This is a genomic window from Clostridium sp. 1001275B_160808_H3 (assembly GCF_015550425.1).
Lineage (GTDB): Bacteria > Bacillota > Clostridia > Clostridiales > Clostridiaceae > Clostridium.
This window is the reverse complement of record NZ_JADNAT010000001.1, coordinates 26,454-48,798: the sequence shown is the minus strand read 5'-3', so window position 1 is coordinate 48,798 and position 22,345 is coordinate 26,454. Positions and strand designations below refer to the sequence as shown.

Genomic DNA, 22,345 nt, shown 5'->3' with positions numbered 1-22,345 from the left:
AATGGGAAAATCTTTAAACGTAGAAAGAAAGGAACTAAAGTATTTAGTAAATGAATTTAATAAGCAATATTTATTATCGGCTTTAAAGGCTACACTAAATGAAGATAATCATAATAATGAGGCTGGATATAGTGTAAGAAGTCTATATTTTGATAGCGTAGATAATAGAGATTATTTTAGTAAGATGAATGGCGAAAAAAATAGGAAAAAAATAAGACTTAGAGTTTATGGAGTAAATGATAAAAATGTTAAGTTAGAAGTAAAAAGAAAATTTAACATAAATCAAAGAAAGGATACTCTAATAATAACAAGGGAGATAGCTGAAAAAATAATTGATGGAGATTTTTCTTCATTATTAAATTATGATGAACCCTTAGCAAATGAAATATATACTATAATGACTTCTGGTAATTATAGACCTGTAGTTATGATTGAATATGAAAGAATAGCATTTTATCATGATTTTAGTGATATTAGAGTTACGTTAGATTTTAACATTAGAAAAAGTGAAACAAACTTTGATTTGTTTAGTAGTGATATTGTTATGGAGCCAATATTTCTATACCCATATACAGTATTAGAGGTAAAGCATGGAACTTATATTCACAAGTGGCTTACAGAAATTATATCAGAATGTGAAACTGTTCAAAAATCAGTAAGTAAATATTGCTTATCAAGATCAATATTTGAAGGTTATTTCATTTAGAGGGGGAGAAAAAATATGAATATTAGTACATTTTATTATTATCTTATGGACAATGCAATTATGGAGAGAGTTTTACCTATAATAATAGGAATGACAGTAACATTAATTTTATCATTATTAATTTATGTAACTTATAAGTATTGTTATAGAGGAGTTTCATATAGTAAAAATTTCAATTTGTCTCTTATTATGATGAGCTTAGTAACATCTGTAGTAATGATGGTTATTGGAAGTAATATAGCTTTATCTCTTGGAATGGTAGGAGCATTATCTATAGTAAGATTTAGAACAGCAGTAAAGGATCCAAGGGATACTGTTTATATTTTTTGGAGTATATCAGTTGGACTTGCTTGTGGTGTAGAAATATATGATATTGCAGTTATTGGCTCATTATTTATAGCAGCAATAGTATTTATATTTAGTATAAATACTAATTCAAGAGAAAAATATCTCTTGGTAATACGTGGAAAATTAGGGGTTGAAGAAAAGATATATTCTGTAATTTTTAAGCAAGTTAAATATTATAAGGTTAGATCAAGAACTATAAATAATGAAAATATGGAAATTGTTTGTGAAGTGAGATTAAAGAAAGATGAAGATATAAGACTTATTAATAGGTTAAGTAGTATAGAAGGAATAAAATCTATGAATTTAGTTTCACAAAGTGGTGAAATGATAGGATAAGTATGAGAAGTGGAAAAAGAACCTCAAAACCAAATTATAAGACGATTATTTTAAATAGCATAAAGGCTATTGCTATAAGTTGTATAGTTATAGTTAGTTTACTTTTCCTATTTAAAGTATCTTTTAAAGATTATTATATTACAGATAATGAGGAGTTTGTTAAGTATAATTTTGATTTTCAAAGTGAATTGCCGTTAATAGTAATAGACACTAATGGGAAAGAGATAATTAAAGAAGACACTATAGTTGCAGATATGAAAATATATGATAGTAGAAAAGAATATAATAAGCTTTCCGATGAAGTTCAATTAGAAAGCGATATTTTAATAAAAATTAGAGGAAATAGTACATCAAGTAAACCTAAAAAACAATATTCAGTGACACTTATAGATGATAATGGAAATAATAATCCAAAAGAAATTCTCGATATGCCAGTAGAAAGTGATTGGGTTTTAAATGGTCCATATATGGATAAATCATTAATAAGAAACCATATTGTTTATAGTGTAAGTAGAGAAATTATGGATTATGCACCTAGAACAAAATATTGCGAAGTATTTTTGAAAACTTCTGGAGAAGATGAGGAATTAAAAGAAGAAGATTATATTGGCTTATATATAATGATAGAAAAAATTAAAGTAGATGATAATAGAGTTAATTTATCAAAGCCAATTTCCTATTTAAAAGAAACAAGTTATATGATTTTAAGGGATGCTATAAAAGATGACGATATTTTATTAGACACATATTCTCAAAGGTTAAAAACAGAAAATGGAAGATATACAAATGAATTAATATGCGCATATCCATCATTGGAAAACTTAACTCAAGAAAAGTTAGATTATATTACAAAGGATGTTGATGAATTTGAAAAGAGGTTGTATTCACCATTCTTTACAGATTCAGAGTTAGGATATAGAAACTATATAGATATAGATAGTTTCACTACTTATGCAGTTATAAATGAGTTTTTTAGAAATGTTGACCAAGGAGCGAGAAGTGCTTATTACTACAAGGAGATAGGTGGAAAGCTTAAGGCTGGGCCAGTTTGGGATTATAATTTTTCTATGGGAAATGCAACTTATAGTGATGCATGGGTCCCAGAAGGGTTTGAACTTGAAGATATGCCATGGTTTGATCAACTAGTTCAAGATGATTACTTTGTTGAAAGTTTTGTGAAAAAATATAGAGAGCTAAGAAAAACTTATTTAAGTGAGGATTATTTATATAAGTTAATAGATAATACTGTATTATCATTAGGAGATGCAATAGAAAGGAATTTTGCTAGATGGCCTGAAGTATACGGAGAAAATGTATGGCCTAATCCAAATGATCCAGCAACAGAAAATCATGAAGAGGAAATAGAAGCTATGAAAAAGTTTATTAATAAGAGAGGTAAGTGGATGGATGAAAATATATATGAGGTAAAGAGTGAAAAGTAGTAAGGTGAAGTTATGAGTATAAAAGTTTTTTTAAAAAGAGTTTTAATAATAACAATGATAATATTAATTATTATATCAGCATTATATATATTTCAAGATAAGAAAAGATTTACTAAAAAAACAGGAACAATAAACTTTTCTACTAAAACTGAAGAGAAAAATATATTAGTAAATAAAAATGGAGAATGGGAAAACTTTTTTGTAAAGGGAGTTAATTTAGGAGCATCAAAACCGGGATATTTTCCAAATGAATATGGTGTTACTAAAGAAGAGTATCTAAGATGGTTCAATCTTATAGCAGAAATGAATGCTAATACAATAAGAGTATATACAATATTAAAACCAGAATTTTATGAAGCGTTATATGAATTTAATAAAGATAGGGAAAATCCGTTATATATAATACATGGAATGTGGGTCAATGATAATTCAATCGAAGAAACTATGAATGCATATGATGATAGGATAATAAAAAATATGAAAAGAGATATAACTTCATTAATTGATGTAGTCCATGGTAATGCATATATTCCTCAAAACTCCACACATGCATCAGGAAAGTATAAATATGATATATCACAGTATGTACTAGGATTTATACTGGGGATTGAGTGGGAAGGATACTTTGTCTATGGAACAGATTTATTTAATGAAGAGATAACTTCCTATGATGGTGAATATTTGAAATTAGAAGAAGGAACTCCATTTGAAGCATTTTTAGCTCAAGTTGGGGATTATGCTGTTGAATATGAAAGTGAGAAGTATGAAGAACAAAGAATAATTGCTTTTGCTAATTGGCCTCCTACAGATCCATTAATACAACCCTATGAACCAGAAGATTATAATGATATTGCCCAAATAGATGTAGATAAAATAAAGGGAACAGAAAAATTTGAAACAGGAATGTTTGCTTCATATCACATATATCCTAATTATCCAAATTTCTTAAATATGGAACCAGAATATACTGAATTCATTGATGATGAAGGAAAAAATAATTCATATAGAGCATATCTAAAAAAGATAAATAATCATCATGAGATTCCAGTAATTGTTACGGAATTTGGAGTTCCAAGTTCACGTGGAATAGCCCATTTCGATTCAACAAGAGGATTTGATCAAGGAAATTTAAGTGAAAATGAACAAGCAGAAATTATTCCAGAATTATATGAGGATATAGTTAAGGAAAACATGGCAGGTGCAATAGTTTTTTCTTGGCAAGATGAGTGGTTTAAAACATCATGGAATACAAATGACTTAATAGATACAGAAAGAACAGCCTATTGGTTAGATGAACAAACCAATGAACAGTTTTATGGTTTATTATCATTTGATACAGGAGAAGAACATGTTAAATCATATCCAGATGGAAATTTTAGTGAATGGGAAAATAGTAAAGCAATAATAAATGATGATGAAGCTAAGCTTTATATGGATAGCGATGAAAGTTATATATACTTTAAACTTAATATAAAGGATTTGGATTTAGAAAATGATAGCGTGTATATACCTATAGATGTAACACCTAATTCAGGAGCATATAAAAGTAGTCTATTTGGATTAGAATTTGATAGAGGTGTTGATTTTATAATAGAAATAAAGGGAAAAGAAAATTCAAGAGTATATATACATGATTATTATGATTATTTAAGATATAGAGCTAAAAGTTTACCTTCAATACAAAAGTTTACTGAAGAAAGAACTAAGGATATGGATAACTTTAATTATATATATCAATACTTAATGGAAAATGTAGATATTTATATAAAAGAGACTAAGCAAAAATTAATTAAGGATGAACAAATTTTTGAGAGTGGAAAGCTGATTTATGGTAATGGAAATCCTAATTCAGATGAATATAATTCTTTAGCAGATTTCTTTATAGTGGGCGATGAAATAGAAATTAGAATACCATGGCAGTTATTAAATTTCTATGATCCATCAAAACAAAAAGTAGCAGGAGATTATTGTGTTGAAGGATTAAATCCAAAACCAATTAGAATTAGTAAAATATATTCGGGCATCAATGTAAAGAGGGGTGAGGAGCTAGTATATAGTAGTAATCTACAATCATATAGTTGGAAAGAGTGGAATACTCCAAGTTATCATGAAAGGTTGAAACCTGCATATTATAGTGTTCAAAAGATGTTTGAAGATGAGTAATAAAAAAGGGGTGATAGATTTCAATGAATGTAAAAATAGTGTTTTTTATAGTGGGGCTTCTTGCATATATAATGTTAAGCATTATAATATTTGTATTTTTATCTAGATTGATAAAAAGAAAGAATATGAAAATGGTTATTAAGGCACGAAAAGAAATAAATCCATTAATTGATAAACAAATAGAAAATATTAAATTAAATAATAAGATAGATAATGATGCTATTATAAAAATAAATGATAGAATAAATAATCCAATTTATCTAGACGTATTTAATGATAAGATTATAGAACTTAGAAGTAAAAAGGAAGACAAGGAGGCAGTAAATGCTTTCCTAGATAACTTTAGAAAAAGATTTGTTCAAGAGTTTAAGATGCTAGACAAAGATGACTATTTAAAATATGCACATAGTATTTTTGTTTATGGTGAATATAGATATCACGATATTAGAATTGTTGATAGATTGATCGAGGGATTAAATAGTGAATCAAATTATGTAAAAATAAATTCTATAAGGGCTTTAGCAAAAATAGGAGATAAAGATAAATTTATAAATTCACTAAAAATTATTTCAGATAGAAACATATATATAAATGATAAGATTTTAATTGATTCAATGGATATATTCGAAGGCGATAAAAAAGATTTTAATGAGGAATTAGGTAAAAATATAGATAGCTTCTCAGAAAGAATAAAGATTTTAGTTATAAATCACTTTACGAATAATAAATTTGAAGAGGTAAATAAGCAGCTATTTAATAAGTTAAAAAGTAATGATGAGAGTACAGAAGTTAAGTTAGCTATAATAAAATATTTTGGAAGAATTAAGTATGCTTATATGGAGATAGAATTAATAAATTTATTAAATAATGAAAGATGGGAAATAAGAGCATTAGCAGCAAAAATAGCAGTAAATTATAGTTCTAAAGTAATAAAAGAAGGGCTGTTAAAAACATTATGCGATTCAAATTGGTTTGTAAGATACAATTCGGCAATGTCCATTATAAATTTTGATAATAATACTTTACTAATTGAAAAAGCCATGAAGCTTGATGATAAGTATGCTAGAGATATTATGCTGTATAGCTTATTTAATAAAAAGCTTATAACTTATAATGAATATATAAATCTTACAGTAAAAGAGAATAATTCATTAGTTGAGGGGGGCTTTAAATGATTGAAAGTATAGTTATAGTATTAAATAAAATATTTTTTTACTACATGTTTATTTATTCAGTAATTTTCTTCATAACAACATTATTATCAACTGTGGATATAGAGAAATTTATTAAGAGGAGAAAATTTGTATCATCTTTAACTTTAAATAAGAATGAAAATTATATTCCAATTTCTATATTAGTTCCAGCTTATAATGAGGATGTAACTATAATAGATAGTATAAAATCCCTTTTAAACTTAGATTATCCTGAATATGAGATAGTAGTTGTAAATGATGGTTCTACAGATAATACAGAAAAATATGTTATAGATACTTTTAATTTAAAAAGAATAATTACACCTATCAGAAAGCAAATTGATTGTAAGGATGTTATATCTGTTTATGAAAATACAATAGACAATATAAGAATTGTTCTTGTAAACAAGATGAATGGAGGAAAAGCAGATGCCTTGAATATGGGGATAAATGTAAGTAAATATCCTTTATTTATTTCACTAGATGCAGATTCTATGCTACAAAAAGATTCACTTTTAAAAATAGTTGAGCCTTTTATAGAAGATGATAGAACTGTAGCTGCTGGAGGAAGTATTCAAGTTGCTAATGGATTAACAATAAAAGAGGGGAAAGTAATAAAAGAAGTAACACCTAAAAAGTTTATCGTTTTATTTCAAATTATAGAGTATATAAGGGTATTCATAGCATCTAGAGTTGCATTTAATAAGTTTAATTTAAATATGATAATTTCAGGTGCTTTTGGATTGTTTAATAAATCAATAGTTATTTCTACGGGGGGATATAACTCTAAAACTGTAGGTGAAGATATGGAACTTGTTGTTAAGCTTCATACCTATTGTCTTAAAAATAAGAAAAAATATAAGATAGAATATGTTCCAGATGCAATTTGTTTTTCACAAGTACCAGAAAGATATTCCGATCTTAAAAAGCAAAGAAGAAGATGGCATATGGGTTTAATTCAAAGTATATGGAGGCATAAATACGTATTTTTAAATATTAAATATGGAGCATTAAGCTTTATATCATATATTTATTATTTAGTTTTTGAGGTTATATCTCCAATTATAGAGATATTAGGTTTATTATCTATATTTTTAGCTTTTATAATGGAAGTTGTAAATATAAAATTTATGCTTTTATATTTATTCTTATTTATTTTTTATAACGTAATTGTTTCTTGGGTCTCTATAACTTTAAATAACTTTTTATTTGACTATAAGTTTAGGAGAAAAATATCAGTAAAACTATATTTATTTAGTATTTTAGAGTGTATTGGCTTTAGACAATTATGTTCTCTTTATAGAATAAGTGCTTTTATAAATTATAGGAAGAATAGATATCAATGGGGAAAAATTACAAGAATCAATATGAGTGGGGGTATAGATGAAAAATAAAAGATTAATTAAAATAATAATCATAATAGTTATTTTATTAATTGTAACAATGCCTTTTTATCTATGGAAACTTAAGGGCAGTAGTGATATAAAGGCTATAATCTTAGATAAGACAGTACCTACCGAAGAATATAGGGAACACAAAAATATTATGTGGATACTTAATAATAAGAAGATATTAAATAAGTACACAAATGCAGCATTTCAGTATAATGAAGATTATTATGGATTTTTCCCATATAAATTAAAGGAAGATTCTACAGAGGATTATTTTATTAAAGAGATTCCAGAAGAATTAGATAATGACTTAGATTTAATATATTTAGCTGATACTTATGGAGTTCACAGCAATGATTATGAACTTGATAATTTTAAATATAAGGATTTATCTTATGGAGGAATTACTGATAAAGAATTAGATGCAATATATGATGTATTAAATGGAAAGACAATAGTTGGAGAATTTAATATATTTAATTCTCCAACTCAAGGAGAAGCAAGGGAAAGGACTATGGATATCTTCGGAGTTGAATGGTCTGGATGGATAGCAAGATATTTTAAAGATTTAAGTAGGTCTTATGGAGAAGTACCGAACTGGATAATTCAAAATTATGAAAAGCAATATCAAGAAGAATGGAGCAAGGAAGGAACAGGAATAGTATATGTTCATGAAGATGGGCAAGTTATTGTTCTAGAAGATAAAAAACATTTAAATGAAAATTATGTTTATCTTTCATTTACTGACCAGGCAAAAAGCCAATATAATTTAAAAGATAATGTTAAATATTATTATTGGTATGAAGTGATAACAGTAAAAGATAATGCTAAAGTATTAGGAAGCTTTAATATAGATGTTACAGAAGAAGGAAGTAAGGTATTAAGCAAATATGGCTTAGATACATCATATCCTGCATTTATAGAGAAAAAAGGAGATTATAACTCATATTACATGGCTTGTGATGCTTCTGATAACAATAAAATTTTAAACAACTATAAAGTAGAGTTTTATGCACCTTTTATGAATAAACTATCAATAGATAATACGATTAGTAATAAAAACTTTTTCTGGAAATGTTACTATCCATTTTTTAATAAAATTTTAGATGAGATAGTGGATTAAAATAATAATAAAATATAACGGGGGTCGCGTTTCGCGCCCCCCATTTATATTTTATTAAATTTACTAATTTTAATAACTTTATACTATTAAATATGAAATTTGATGCAAAATGAAAATTATATTTAATATTTTATATATAAATATTTTGTATTTTGCATTTTTATTTTCAAAATAGAACTTTTTACATTAGATATCTAATCCCTATAGTCTTATAATCTTTTATATATATTCTTGGAGCCCTTCTACCAATAAGGCAAAGAACTTCATAGCTTATTGTATTTATTAATTTAGCCATATCATCAGCATCAAATTTAACACTTCCATCAGATCCTAGTAATATAACTTCATTTCCAAGATGAACATTTTCTATATCAGTAATATCAACCATAAACTGATCCATACAAACATTGCCTATAATAGGTGCTAACTGACCGTTTATAATAACTTTTCCTTTGTTTGAAAGTCCCCTAGAATATCCATCTGCATAACCAACAGGTAGTGTTGCAACTATGGTTTTTCTAGTTGTTTTGAAGGTTTTACCATATCCTATATATTCATTTGCTTCAACTTCTTTTATGTGAATGATTTTAGTTTTCCATGTTAAAACTGGCTTTATATCAAAATGCTCTTTATCAACTTCATTTGAGGGATAATAACCATATTGAATTATACCAGGTCTTACACAATCATAATGACTTTCTGGCAAATCAATTATAGCAGCACTATTAGATAAATTCTTTTTATTTATATAAACACCGGCTTCTTGAAGTTTATCCAAGAAAGTATTATAAATTTCAATTTGTTTTAAAGAGTAACTCTTATCCTTACAATCAGCAGTGGAAAAATGAGAAAAAATACTTTCAATTTTAAGATTGCTTAATTTAGAAATATTTAGTATATCTTCTAAGCCCTTATCAGTTTTTCTAAAGCCAATTCTACCCATTCCAGAGTCTATAGCTATATGAATATTAATAGTTTTATTTAAGGCTTTTGCTTTTTTATTAAGATTTATAGCAAATTCATAAGTTGATATTGTAGGTTCAACATCATATTCTACTAAAGCGTCTATCGCATAATCTTCACTAATACCAAGTAGCATTATAGGAGCTGATATTTCATTTTCTCTAAGTTCAATTGCTTCAACTATATTAGCAACTGCAAGTCTATTAATACCATGATTAAGTAAAACCTTTGATATTTCTACTGCACCATGACCATATGCATTTGCTTTTACGACTCCAATTATTTCACTATTACCAGATTTATTCTTGATTTGCTCTATGTTATATATTAAATTATTTAAATTAATTTCTGCCCAAATTGGATGTAATAAATTCATATCTAAACCCCTCGCTATCATTGACTTATTAGTACTACCACTGATACTATTATATACATAAACTGAAACTTTGATAAGTGTCAGTTTGTATTAATTTAATGATGCCAGTTTTGAAGATAATATAAAGGCTACCATAACTAGATGTGTTTATTTTGTATATTCTATTTATCTTCGCTAACTTATATTTATCAGTTACTATTGCTAAATTAAGAAATATTAACATTAATGATATGTATTAAATTGGAGGTGTTATATAAAAATCGAAAAATTAATATATATCATTACGGTTAATTCGAAAGAGGTGTTTATTGTGGATTTTATTAATATTAATTTAGATACTAACAGTAGTGTTCCTTTATATATACAATTATATAATTTTATAAAGAAGGAAATTCAAAGCGGAAAGTTAGAATCGAATAGTAAGTTACCATCAAAAAGAAAGCTCTCTAAACATTTAGAGATTAGTCAAAATACGATAGAATCAGCATATGAGCAACTTATTACTGAAGGATATATAATATCAAAACCTAAGAAAGGGTATTATGTATCAGAATTTCAAGGAGTAATAAATATTAGTTCAATCAATGATAAATATGATAATAAAAAAACAGTTGGGAAGAAGTATAAATATGAATTTTTTTCAAGTAGAGTAGATTTGGAAAGTTTTCCTTATACAGCATGGAGAAAAATAAATAAAGATATAATAAATGAGGAAAATAAAAATTTATTACAAATAGGACATTCTCAAGGCGATAGAAATTTAAGAGAAGCTATTTCGAATTATTTAAAATTTTCTAGAGGAGTAAATTCAAGTGCAGATAACATAGTTATTGGAGCAGGAACAGAATATTTAGTTCAAATATTAATAAATATTTTATGTAACGATAAGATTTATGGCATGGAAGACCCAGGTTATTACAAGATAAGAAAAATATTAAAAACTCATAATATAGAAGTTAAGCCTATAAAGATAGATACCCAAGGAATAGATGTAGAGAATCTTAGTAAAAGTAATGTAGAAATAATTCATATAACACCATCCCATCAATTTCCTACGGGAGTTATAATGCCAATAAGTAGAAGAATGCAGCTTTTATCTTGGGCAAATGAAAAGAGTAATAGATATATAATTGAAGATGATTATGATAGTGAGTTTAGGTTTGAAGGTAAACCAATACCAGCTCTGCAAAGTTTAGATACTAAGGAAAAAGTTATATATTTAGGTACTTTTTCAAAATGCTTTGCTCCTTCAATTAGAATAGGATATATGGTTTTACCTAATGAGTTAATTAAAATATATAGAGAAAATTTTAGTTTTCTTACTTGTACAGTTTCGAGAATAGATCAACAATCTTTATTTAGATTCATGGAAGAAGGATATTTTGAAAGGCATCTAAATAAAATGAGAAATATATATAAGAAAAAAAGAGAATTTTTAGTTTCATTAATAAAAAAATATCTTAAAGGAACTGAAATAATAGGAACTAATTCGGGATTACATTTGTTACTAAGGGTTAACAATGGAATGACAGAAGATGAATTAATTCAAAAAGCAGAAGAAAAAGAAATAAAAATTTTAGGCTTATCTAATTCATATTTTAAAATGAAAGATAAGATTAGTATAGTTTTTCTAGGATATGCTAGTTTAACGCATAAAGAAATAGAGGAAGCTGTAATATTATTAAAAGAAGCTTGGAAACTATAATAAAAAGGAATTAATAAAATAATATATAGGCATAATAATACAGGTAAATAAAATACCTATTTATAAGGAGTTTGTACTATGTCTTATATTAATTTTAAAGAAGAAGTATGTGTAGCTAAAATACAATTACAGAATAGAATTGATAACAATGAAAAGTTATTCAATCAAATTAAGCAATATAAAAATATATCTAGTAACTATAACCCAAATGAAAAATATAGTTTTAAAGAGTTTAACGACATTGTTTTAGGTGGAGGTCATCCACAAAGTGAAGATGAATTTCAGGAGATAAGTTATACAGATATAATTTGTGCGAAATTTATAAACTGTAGATTTTCAAATATAAAATTTAAAGGATGTAAGTTTATAGGATGCTATTTTATAAATTGTAATTTCATAGGTGGTGGCGCAGTATTTGATGAATGTATCTTCATTAAGCAAGAAAGCGATACAAAGCCTAATTTAAATAAGGAAGACAATTTGTCATGTGAATTTAATGAATGTAATATATATGCAAAGTTCTTAAATTGTGATTTAGGTCACATAGTATTTAATAAGTGCCTTTTGAATAACACTAATTTTGAATTAAGTGATATGACAAGTGGAATTATATTTGATTGTGATTTAAAGAAAGTAATAATAATAGATACTGATTTATCTGGTGCTAAAATAGTAAAATCTTATATAGAAGACTTAGAATTTAGGGATAAGTATAAAAGTAAGTTAGATGAAAAAACATTTATAGATAAAATAAAATTAAGAAAGAAAAATAGAGATGAATACGAAGGAATATATACAGTATATGAAAATATAGCAGATAAATTTAAGGAAAACAACTTAGTTAATAATTTCGGGGAGTATTATTTTTTATGTAGAAAAACACAAAGAAAGGTTTTAAAGCCTATACCAAGAATAATGTCTTTTTTGGGATTTGTAACTTGCGGATATGGCGAAAGACCATTGTATGCAGCATATTTTTCACTTTTTGTAATATTTGTATTTTCAATTATATATTTGATTTTTGGAATAAAGGTAGATGAAGAAATTATTAGATACACATTTTTAGAAAAAGGTTTTACATTTAGACAATTATTAAAGGATTATAACGAAAGCTTAAATTTAAGTGTAGGTATGTTTGCTGGAGTGGGACTTAATGAAGCTCAACCAGCCCCAATTTCATATATGCTAAGTAATATAGAAATGCTACTAGGCGTTTTAATGATGGGGATAGGAATAGGAGCATTAGTTAAAAAGATAGTAAGGTAAATTAAAAAATATAAAATCTATGTAGGTACTGAAAAGAAATTTATAGCACCTACATAACTGAGAAAAAATAAATAATATTACAAATAGAAAAAGAGATATTTTATACATCTCTTTTTTTTATTTGTAATATGAAATTTTTATGATTTCTCTTAGTTGGGTGCCTAATTTTTTAAAATGTTAAAATTTTAATTTGATATAGTTTCATACTCATAGAATTAAGTATAATGCATATGCATAATTTAAAATAATTCTTATAAAATATTACATCAGATTAATTTAAGAATATATATAGCTTATTCATAATATAAAATAAAAATATATTGTTTTTCGATAAAAATAGCTTGATAAACAATTTTGTGAATGTTAATATAATTATTAGAAAAGGAGAGATTACCATGAAGTTAAAAGATGAAAAAACTTTATCGAAGGTATTATCAATTATTCTTAATATTACTATAGTATTTGGAATAATTCTTACGGCTATGGTATTTTATATGACATTCTATAAAAGAGGAATACAAGACATTGTTATTAATGAAGTCTTAGTTACAATACTATTAATTGTTGGTATAGCTAGCTTGTTTTATATAGTATTTCAGCTTAAAGGAATAATAAAGACATTAATAATTGGAGACCCATTTGTTAGATCAAATGCAATTGCTTTCAAGAAAATATCAGTATCATCATTAATAATATCAGTCTGTTATTTAATTAATTTATTTGTAAATTCTAATTTTAAGGAATTTAAATTTATATATGTTGATAATATGGGTATTCATACAGATATGGAAGTATTTATATTTTTATTTGCTTCAGCTTTTATATTTATATTAGCGAAGGTTTTTGATAAGGCAGTTACGTTCAAAGAAGAAAATGATTTAACTATATGATGAAGGAGCACAATATGGGAATAGTCGTAAATTTAGATGTTATGATGGCAAAAAGAAAAATTTCATTAAATGAATTAGCAGAAAGAGTTGGTATAACTAATGCTAACCTTTCTATATTAAAAAATAACAAAGCAAAGGCAGTTAGATTTTCTACATTAGAAGCTATTTGTAGAGAACTTAATTGCCAACCAGGAGATATATTAGAATATATAGATGAATAATGGAGGGAGAGAAAATATGGTCAATACTGTAGCTTTAGTTTTAATGAAAGGAGATAAAATCCTTTTATTAAAACGATCAAAAAATAGGTTACCTATAATAAGTATGAAAAACGAAGAAAAACCAGAAGAGTGTATTGAGAGATGGAAAGAAGGAAGAATAGAATTTGAAGATTCTCCAATTATCAATTATAGCAAGAAAATCAATATAGAAGATTATAATGTTAATTTAATGTTTATCGATGTGACAAATTCAGAAGTTAAATTAATAGATGAAAGCTTGGTATTTGAAGAATGTAGATGGGCAAATAATATTAATAAAGTAGAAAATGATTTGCTTATAAATGTTTTAACTGAGTGTAGTATAAATAATTATCAATCTTTTGCAGTTGAGGCATTAAAAGAATTTATAAATATGAATAGTAAATATAAAGTAAGAAATTCTAAGATAGATGTTGAAAAACAAAGCATTGATACTAATAAAGCATTGATTCTTATAGCTTTTTCTTTAGGTATAGGAATATTAGTTTCAAGGTTTATTTTTGGTTATCTAGGTATTTCAGTTGCTATTTTAACTATTTTAATGACAGTGATATTTATGTTAATCATAGGAGTAAAAAATAAAAGCTTTCTTGGATATTTCTTTGTAGCATCTAGTATAATTTTATCATTTACTTATGGCATTTTTACAAATGAATTTTTTAGAGTATTAAATTTAATAGTTATACCTATTTCACTATTTTCAGGATTTTTGTTATTAACATTTAAAAATATTGAATTTAAGTTAATAAGCTTTGGAGCATCATTTTTAGAAATAATTATAGGGCAATCTTTGGGGAATTCAACTAAAATTCCTTCAATATTAAACAAAGCATTGAAAAAAGGAAACATTAAAAAAGAAAATGATCATGTTAAATCTATATTAATTGGGTTAGCTATATCAATACCTTTAATTATAATACTGGGAATCTTACTGGCAGGTGCAGATGAGATATTTAGTTATTACTTGGCAAATATATGGAGATATCTTAATATAGAGAATATTTATGACTTTATATTAAAAGCCTTTATAGCAATAATAGTAATGTTTTTAGTATTTGGTTTATACTATAGTTTAAATTGCACAGAGGTAAGAGATGTAGAAAGTAATTTAATAAAAAAAGATTTTAATTCAACAACAATAATCACAATATTAATTTCAATAACTATACTTTATTTAGTATTTACTAAAATACAGATTTCATATTTATATCTAAATAAAGCTTTACCAGCTGGATTTAATTTTGCGGATTATGCTAGAACTGGATTTTTCCAACTAGTTGCACTTGTAATAGTAAACTTATCAATGATAACAATAATGAATTTCAAAACAGCAACAAATAGTAAAAACGTTAAAAATTCATTAAATACTTTATATAGCGTAATAACAGTATTAACAATGAATATGGGAGCTTCTGCTATATATAAAATGAACTTATATATAGGGGAGTTTGGATATACTAGACTAAGAATTTTAGTTCAAGCATTTACAGTTTTTTTATTTATTTCTTTAATTATATTACTTGTATTTATATGGAGAGGGAAGTACTTACTTAAGCCAATGGCAATTGTAGGATTAACTATATATTTATTTTTAAATTATATTAATATAGATAATTATATAGCAAAACAAAATATAAATATAATTAATACTAAACATGAAATGGATGATAGATATTTGACTAGATTATCATTAGATGCTCAAGATGCAGTAAAAGATGGTTATGATAAAGGCTTAATAGAAAGTAAGTATTATTATGATTGGTATAATAAAAGGGTTATTACTAAGCACTGGTACGAATATAATTACTTTAATAATAGAATATTTAAATAAAAAGTTAATTATTTTAAATTAAATTTATTAAGTTTTGAATTTACTAAGTTTTAAAGTTATTGAGTTTTAAAGTTAAATATAATGAGTTGAAAACTTAGTTAGAAGATATAAACGATGAATAAACGATAAAGAACTTCCCAATTGAAACGATAATCTAATTAAGTTAAGGGGGAGATCTTATGCAGATTCAAAGAATAAATAATTGGGATAATCCAATATATAATAGGCTTAAAGAAGCTTCAGAAAATCAAAAGAAAGAAAAAGCAGAAAAAGAAAAAAGTATAACTGTAGAAAAAAGTTCGAATCAAATAATAAAAAACTTACAGCAACTAAAAGAAAATTTTAAGGAACAAAAAATAAAGCTTCAAGAAACTGAAATGGATCCTAAGGAAAAAAGAATGAAGCTTGAAGAGATAAATAAAAAAATAGCTGAAGTAGAAGCTGAAATACAACAAATGAAATTAGTGGAAAAAGAGAAAGAAGCTTTAGAAAATCAGCGTAAGCTAGAAGAAAAAAATAAAAAGGATGAAAGCATTAACTCTAAAAATAAAATAAACTTTTATGAAAATAGTGGCGGAATAATAGTTGAAGATAGTCTGAAGAAGTTAATTTCAGCTAATAATAAATTAAGAAATACAAATGATTTTGGAAAAACTAAAGCAGCAATGGAAGTAGAAAGGGGACATCTAGAGATTACTGGGAAAGAAAACTCTTTTGTTGATAAGCAATACGCTAAATTAACTAAAGGAATAAAAGGATTAGAAAATAGAATCTTATATGAAGTAGGAACAGCTAATAAAGAATCTAATGATAATTATAAAGATAAAGAAGCTTTTAAAGATAAAAACAGAGAAGAATAAAAAATGCATTATTTACGAAGTTATTTTCTTTTCTTATAATTTTTAAGTGGACATATGTAAGGTTGCATTTACCTTCAAGGAAGGGATGAAATCAAGCTTATATATGCCCACTTTTTATTTATCATTTTATTGTTATAGTAAGAAGTAATATCTGCCAAAGTGTAGAAATATATTCTTAAATTATACCTAAATCAAGTTTTAGTTTAAGAATTCTTAATACAGATTCATTTATACGATCTTCTTTAATTTCTCCATTTCTTATAGCTTCTAATACAGATGGTATTTGTATATCAAAATCAGATGCTATTATTAAATCATTACCAGCAATTATAGCAAGTACTGCTGATGTAGAATCACCTATATATTCTTTTATGGCACTCATTTGTAAGTCATCAGTCATTATTACTCCATCAAATCTTAATTCATCTCTAATGATTTTATTAACACTTGGAGAAAGTGATGCAGGAAGATTTGCATCCATAGACTTTACTATATTATGAGATACTAATATGCTACTAGCACCAGCCTCTATCCCAGCTTTAAATGGTAGAAAATCGGATTTTTGAAAGCTTTCATAACTTCTCTCATCAATAGATATTCCAGTATGAGTATCTACATTATTTCCATAGCCAGGAAAGTGTTTTAATGCAGACCCTATTTTATTTTCGTTCATAGTATTCACTACTGTTTTTATATATTCAGATGTTTCTAAAGCATTCATTCCAAAGGTTCTAGGGTAAATAAAATCGTTTGGATCTACTGATACATCACATACTGGGGCTAAATTCATATTAATTCCCATACTTTTTAATAGCTCTGCTTTTTCTTTAGTATCGCTAGCTATTAATGGATATCCACCTTCATTATATAATTCTTGAGGTGAATAAAAAGGAACAGCCCTAAATTCAGGATACCAGCTTAATCTATTAACAATACCGCCTTCTTCATCTATTCCAATTAGAAGTTTTATTTTAGAATTGTTTTGATAGCTTAATAATGTTTGAGTTAAGGATTCTTTAGTTTCATCCTTTATATTATTATCAAATAGAATAAATCCACCAACTTTATAATTTTGTAAATCTTCAAGTGCAGTTTCTTTTCGGCATCTAATAAAGAACATTTGTCCAACTTTTTCTTCTAAGGTCATATTAGATAATAAATCCTTTGCCTTTTTTGAATTAATTTCTTCAGTAGATGGTTTATTTGAATTATTATTTGAGTCATTATTTGAATTGCTATTGTCTATAATTGAATCAGAACTTTCTCCTCCTGGAGTTTCATTAATTTTTTTAGAATTAAAATATCTATAACTTAGAGCAAAAGAAGCTATAAACAATAAAATAATAGAAATTATTAAAATTAATTTTTTCATAATAAGTCTCCAATACAAATAAAGTTTTAAAAAAGTTTTTAATAAAGATTTTAACTTTATCCTAAACATATAAATAAGTGATAATTTTAATATAAGTTGCTAGAGTACTAGTTTTATTTAAGTTTTATTAATTTATATAGTTTAATTACTGTTAAATCCTTAGTGTAACTTATATATTAATAATTATAGCTATATTATATGTATCTATACACAATTAGGCAATTTTTATTAACTATTTATAAAATTAATATTTTAAATTTTAATTCAAAATCAGAGTTTTCACCTAATTAAGTTTGAATTATATAATAATATTAATAATAATTTTTTAGAAGTGAAGTAGTATGAGTAGTATAATTCTTTATTTAGCAATAGCTATATTGTTTTTAATATCATATAGAAAAGATAAGAAAAAAACTAAGAAGGCATTATTAAAAGGGTGGAAGTCAATAGAAAATATACTGCCTCAATTCTTAGGAATAATCTTAGTTGTTGGGTTGACTCTTTCAATATTAAAACCAGAGACAATATCAAATATAATAGGAAGTAATAGTGGTATATTTGGAGTGATTTTATCTGCAGTTTTAGGAAGTATTGCAATGATGCCTACTTTTGTTGCATTTTCTACTGGAGATATGCTACTTAAAAGTGGAGCAGGGATAGCACAAGTTGCAGCACTTATATCAACTCTTACTTTAATTGGCATAATTACTATTCCATTAGAAGCTAAACATATAGGTAAAAAAGCAGCTATTTATAGGAATATAATAGCTTTTGTTTTTTCAATAATAGTAGCATTTTTTGTTGAAATGGTGGTGACAATGATATGATAAAAGCTTTAGTTAAAAGATATTCCTTTTTTATTATATTACTTATAGTAACAGTAATTGTAACAATTTTTAATAAAGAGTTAGGTTTAAAATCATTTAGCACAGCTTTTTCAAGTTTTAAACAAATGATTGAGGTGGTACCACCAATAATGATAATGCTTGGGCTTATGGATGTTTGGATTCCAAGAGAAACTATGATGAAATACATGGGAGACGATTCAGGAATAAAAGGAATTTCTCTTGCAATATTAATAGGATCAATAGCGGCAGGACCAATGTATGCAGCTTTCCCATTTACAAAAGTCCTCCTTAAAAAAGGTGTTAAATTTAGTAATATAATAATATTTATGAATGCTTGGTGCGTAACTAAAATATCTACATTGATGTTTGAGTTCTCGTCACTTGGTTATGAATTTACTTTAGCAAGGCTTTTGATTGACATACCTGGAGTAATAATAATGGGATATTTAGTTCAAGTTTTAATGCCAAAGGATGAATTAGATAGACTTTATAGTGAGAATTTAGATTGAAAATTATCCTAATGAAGTGAATAGTATAAAATTATTTACAAATGCTAAATGTATAGTTATAATGTTTATGATAAACTATAAATAATAAGCAATGAAAGAGAAAAGTAGATAGATAGTCATTTAACAGAGATTTAAGTATAGGTGGAAGCTTAAAATTTGATCCTATTGAAGAAGCTCTAGAGCTATAAACTGAAACAGCATATTAAAAAAATTGCAAGTAAGTTTGTGGGATTCTCCCCTTAAAGAGAATGAGTGGATTAATTTTAATTAATCAATTTAGGTGGTAACGCGGAATTTTGTCTTTCGTCCTAATATTTATAGGATGAAGGGCTTTTTTTATGTATAGGAAATTATAAAAATGTTACCCGTATTAATAACATTTTATAATTTCCATCCTTTAGTTTTCAAGTTGGCATATGTAAGTTTGCGTTGACTTGGAGAGAAGCGACGGAATAAGTAAATTTACATATGCCAACTTTTTTATTTATATAAAATTTTAAACTACGGAAGGAAGATGAATATGAGTTTTGAAAAATTAGCAGAATTAATATTTCCAAATGTTGATAAAACACCAGAATATTATATTGCAAAGTATCCAAAAAGAAATTTAAAAGAAGGTGCTGTTGTTTCAAGATATGCACCATCACCAACAGGTTTCCAACATATTGGAGGTGTTTTTGCAGCATTAATAAATGAAAGATTAGCAAGTCAAAGTGAAGGTGTTTTCTTCTTAAGAATAGAAGATACTGATCAAAAAAGAGAAGTTGAAGGTGCTATAGCAGATACAATTCAAACAATGCATAACTTTGGAATGGACTTTAATGAAGGAATGACTGGAGATAAAACATCTAAGGGTGAATATGGTCCATATAGACAAAGTGAGAGAGCTGATATTTATAGAACTTTTGCAAAAGATTTAATTAAAAAAGGATTAGCATATCCAGCATTTGATACACCAGAAGAATTAGCAGAACTTAGAGAAAAGCAAACAGCAGCTAAAATAACACCAGGATATTATGGAGAATTTGCTAAGGATAGAAACTTAACTCCTGAGGAAGCTATGGAAAAAATAAATAATGGTGAAAGCTACATAATTAGATTCAAGTCACCAGGTAATATAGAAAATAGAGTAGAGTTCCATGATTTAATAAAAGGAGATATAAGTTTCCCAGAAAATAATCAAGATATAGTTATCATAAAGGGTGATGGACTTCCAACATATCATTTTGCACACGTTGTAGATGATGCTTTAATGAGAACTACTCATGTTATAAGAGGTGAAGAATGGTTATCATCACTTCCAATACATGTTCAATTATTTGATGTATTAGGATTAGATAGACCAAACTATGCACATATCCCAACAATAATGAAAAATGATAATGGTTCTAAGAGAAAATTATCAAAGAGAAAAGATGCTGAAGCAGCAGTTTCATATTACAAAGAAGTTGGATATCCAATGGTATCAGTAATAGAATACTTATTAAATATAATAAACTCTACATTTGAAGATTGGAGAGCAGAAAATCCAACTGTAGATTATCATGAATTTAAAGTTGCTTTAGACAAGATGAGTAAGTCAGGAGCATTATTTGATATAGTTAAGTTAAATGATGTAAGTAAAGAAGTTATTTGCAAAATGAAAGCAGATGTAGTTTATGATTACTATACAGCTTGGGCTAAAGAGTTCGATAAGGAAATGTACGATTTAGTAACATCTAATGAAAAGATGTCAAAAGAAATCTTCAATATAGATAAGGAAGGTCCAAAGCCAAGAAAAGATTTTGCTAAGTGGGATGAAGTAAGAGGAAAAGTGGATTACTTCTTTGATGAATTATTCAATAAGGAAACAGCAGAAAATGTTGAACTTCCAAAGACTTTAAGCTTAGAAAATGCCAAAGAAATAATTAAAGTATATAAAGATAAATTCAACTTCAATTCTGGAAGCCAAGAAAATTGGTTTGAAGAGTTAAAGGTTATTGGAGCAGAACTTGGATACTGTGCAAATAGAAAAGAATATAAAGCAAATCCAGATGCATTTAAGGGAATGATTTCTGATGTTGCTGGAGCTGTAAGAGCCGCTCTATCTCATAGAAGCAATACTCCAGATCTTTATACTATTATGCAAATATTAGGTGAAGATAAAGTAAGAGCTAGATTTGAAGCATTTTTAAACCTATAAAATAAATACTTGAAAAGGGATCAAGATATTTTGATTTCTGATTATAATAAAAAGGACGTCGCGTTACGCGACGTCCTTTTTGAATATTCTATATAGACTAAAGTAGATATAAAAATAATTTTACAATGAAGTTTAAAAATGTTTTTATTTGTATATAATTTAAATATTAATATTATGAAATATAAAAGGTTATCAGAAATATTAAAATGGAGTATAAAACAATTAATTTTATAAGATTTCAATTACAGATATTAAATATTAGTTAATAATTTAAAAAAATTAAAAATAATTATTGAAATTGATATATAGTATTATGTAAAATTATAGTAACAAATACAAAAGGAGATGAACATATGGAAAATTATGATTTAGTTTTAGATTTCTTTACTAAAAATGATAAACCACTAAATGCTACTGCAGTTGCAGAAGGAACAGGGGTAGACAAAAAAGAAGTTTCAAAAGTTATGGATAAACTTAAAAAGGAAGAAAAAATTTATTCACCAAAAAGATGTTATTGGCAAATAAAAAGATAAGAGGTGCTATAACAATGCATAATTGATAATGCATAATTATAGTGAAAA

19 protein-coding genes and 1 other annotated feature are annotated in these 22,345 nt (G+C 26.2%); of the genes, 17 read left to right on the top strand and 2 right to left on the bottom strand.

Features of this window, described 5'->3' with window-relative positions; genetic code table 11:
• Position 1 precedes the first annotated feature (1 nt).
• The 7 genes from I2A75_RS00235 to I2A75_RS00205 are packed head-to-tail and all read left to right on the top strand — an operon-like array spanning position 2 to position 8,702.
• Positions 2–706, top strand: coding sequence for a polyphosphate polymerase domain-containing protein (locus tag I2A75_RS00235; RefSeq protein ID WP_195262476.1), 705 nt, complete (start codon positions 2–4; stop codon positions 704–706).
• Positions 707–721: 15 nt separating this feature from the next.
• Positions 722–1,390, top strand: coding sequence for a DUF4956 domain-containing protein (locus I2A75_RS00230; RefSeq protein ID WP_195262475.1), 669 nt, complete (start codon positions 722–724; stop codon positions 1,388–1,390).
• A gap of 2 nt (positions 1,391–1,392) precedes the next feature.
• On the top strand, positions 1,393–2,832 hold the full coding sequence (locus I2A75_RS00225; protein WP_195262474.1) for a CotH kinase family protein: 1,440 nt from the start codon (positions 1,393–1,395) through the stop codon (positions 2,830–2,832).
• 12 nt (positions 2,833–2,844) lie between these two features.
• A complete protein-coding gene (locus I2A75_RS00220) occupies positions 2,845–4,995 on the top strand; it encodes a family 2 glycosyl transferase (RefSeq protein ID WP_195262473.1) in 2,151 nt (716 codons plus the stop codon).
• 23 nt (positions 4,996–5,018) lie between these two features.
• A complete protein-coding gene (locus tag I2A75_RS00215) occupies positions 5,019–6,170 on the top strand; it encodes a hypothetical protein (protein ID WP_195262472.1) in 1,152 nt (383 codons plus the stop codon).
• Positions 6,167–7,582, top strand: coding sequence for a glycosyltransferase (locus I2A75_RS00210; protein WP_195262471.1), 1,416 nt, complete (start codon positions 6,167–6,169; stop codon positions 7,580–7,582). The genes I2A75_RS00215 and I2A75_RS00210 overlap by 4 nt, the downstream gene beginning before the upstream one ends.
• On the top strand, positions 7,572–8,702 hold the full coding sequence (locus I2A75_RS00205) for a hypothetical protein (RefSeq protein ID WP_195262470.1): 1,131 nt from the start codon (positions 7,572–7,574) through the stop codon (positions 8,700–8,702). Before I2A75_RS00210 ends, I2A75_RS00205 begins: the two co-directional genes overlap by 11 nt.
• Before the next feature lie 181 nt (positions 8,703–8,883).
• Here I2A75_RS00205 and alr read toward each other — a convergent pair whose 3' ends face one another.
• Positions 8,884–10,041: an alanine racemase gene (gene alr, locus I2A75_RS00200; protein WP_195262469.1), complete on the bottom strand. Its 1,158-nt coding sequence runs from the start codon at positions 10,039–10,041 to the stop codon at positions 8,884–8,886.
• A gap of 310 nt (positions 10,042–10,351) precedes the next feature.
• On the opposite strand from alr, the gene I2A75_RS00195 reads away from it, so the two are divergent.
• The 6 genes from I2A75_RS00195 (at position 10,352) to I2A75_RS00170 (ending at position 16,853) form a co-directional block, all read left to right on the top strand.
• Positions 10,352–11,746 (top strand): PLP-dependent aminotransferase family protein, encoded by a 1,395-nt coding sequence (locus I2A75_RS00195; protein WP_195262468.1) that lies wholly within the window; start codon positions 10,352–10,354, stop codon positions 11,744–11,746.
• A 78-nt stretch (positions 11,747–11,824) separates the two neighbouring features.
• Complete coding sequence (locus I2A75_RS00190) at positions 11,825–13,012, top strand: pentapeptide repeat-containing protein (RefSeq protein WP_195262467.1); 1,188 nt, start codon at positions 11,825–11,827, stop codon at positions 13,010–13,012.
• A gap of 395 nt (positions 13,013–13,407) precedes the next feature.
• Positions 13,408–13,902 carry a DUF2975 domain-containing protein gene (locus tag I2A75_RS00185; protein WP_195262466.1) on the top strand — a complete coding sequence of 165 codons (495 nt, stop codon included), beginning with the start codon at positions 13,408–13,410 and terminating at the stop codon, positions 13,900–13,902.
• Between the two features lie 14 nt (positions 13,903–13,916).
• Positions 13,917–14,123, top strand: a complete 207-nt coding sequence (locus tag I2A75_RS00180) for a helix-turn-helix transcriptional regulator (RefSeq protein ID WP_195262465.1) — start codon at positions 13,917–13,919, stop codon at positions 14,121–14,123.
• A gap of 16 nt (positions 14,124–14,139) precedes the next feature.
• Complete coding sequence (locus tag I2A75_RS00175) at positions 14,140–15,993, top strand: DUF4173 domain-containing protein (RefSeq protein ID WP_195262464.1); 1,854 nt, start codon at positions 14,140–14,142, stop codon at positions 15,991–15,993.
• A gap of 179 nt (positions 15,994–16,172) precedes the next feature.
• Positions 16,173–16,853, top strand: coding sequence for a hypothetical protein (locus I2A75_RS00170; protein WP_195262463.1), 681 nt, complete (start codon positions 16,173–16,175; stop codon positions 16,851–16,853).
• A 175-nt stretch (positions 16,854–17,028) separates the two neighbouring features.
• Here the strand turns inward: I2A75_RS00170 and I2A75_RS00165 are convergent, their stop codons facing one another.
• Positions 17,029–18,225: a glycoside hydrolase family 3 N-terminal domain-containing protein gene (locus tag I2A75_RS00165; RefSeq protein WP_195262462.1), complete on the bottom strand. Its 1,197-nt coding sequence runs from the start codon at positions 18,223–18,225 to the stop codon at positions 17,029–17,031.
• A 341-nt stretch (positions 18,226–18,566) separates the two neighbouring features.
• Between I2A75_RS00165 and I2A75_RS00160 the strand changes: the two genes are divergently transcribed.
• From I2A75_RS00160 to I2A75_RS00145, 4 genes are all read left to right on the top strand, one after another.
• The gene (locus I2A75_RS00160; protein ID WP_195262461.1) at positions 18,567–19,052 is read left to right on the top strand and encodes a permease; all 486 of its coding nucleotides are present in this window, start codon (positions 18,567–18,569) and stop codon (positions 19,050–19,052) included.
• Positions 19,049–19,582 carry a permease gene (locus I2A75_RS00155; protein WP_195262460.1) on the top strand — a complete coding sequence of 178 codons (534 nt, stop codon included), beginning with the start codon at positions 19,049–19,051 and terminating at the stop codon, positions 19,580–19,582. Before I2A75_RS00160 ends, I2A75_RS00155 begins: the two co-directional genes overlap by 4 nt.
• An 82-nt stretch (positions 19,583–19,664) precedes the next feature.
• Positions 19,665–19,896 (top strand) — a binding site (T-box leader).
• Between the two features lie 206 nt (positions 19,897–20,102).
• A complete protein-coding gene (gene gltX / locus I2A75_RS00150; RefSeq protein WP_195262459.1) occupies positions 20,103–21,764 on the top strand; it encodes a glutamate--tRNA ligase in 1,662 nt (553 codons plus the stop codon).
• Between the two features lie 353 nt (positions 21,765–22,117).
• Positions 22,118–22,297 (top strand): MarR family transcriptional regulator, encoded by a 180-nt coding sequence (locus tag I2A75_RS00145; RefSeq protein WP_195262458.1) that lies wholly within the window; start codon positions 22,118–22,120, stop codon positions 22,295–22,297.
• Positions 22,298–22,345: the final 48 nt, after the last annotated feature.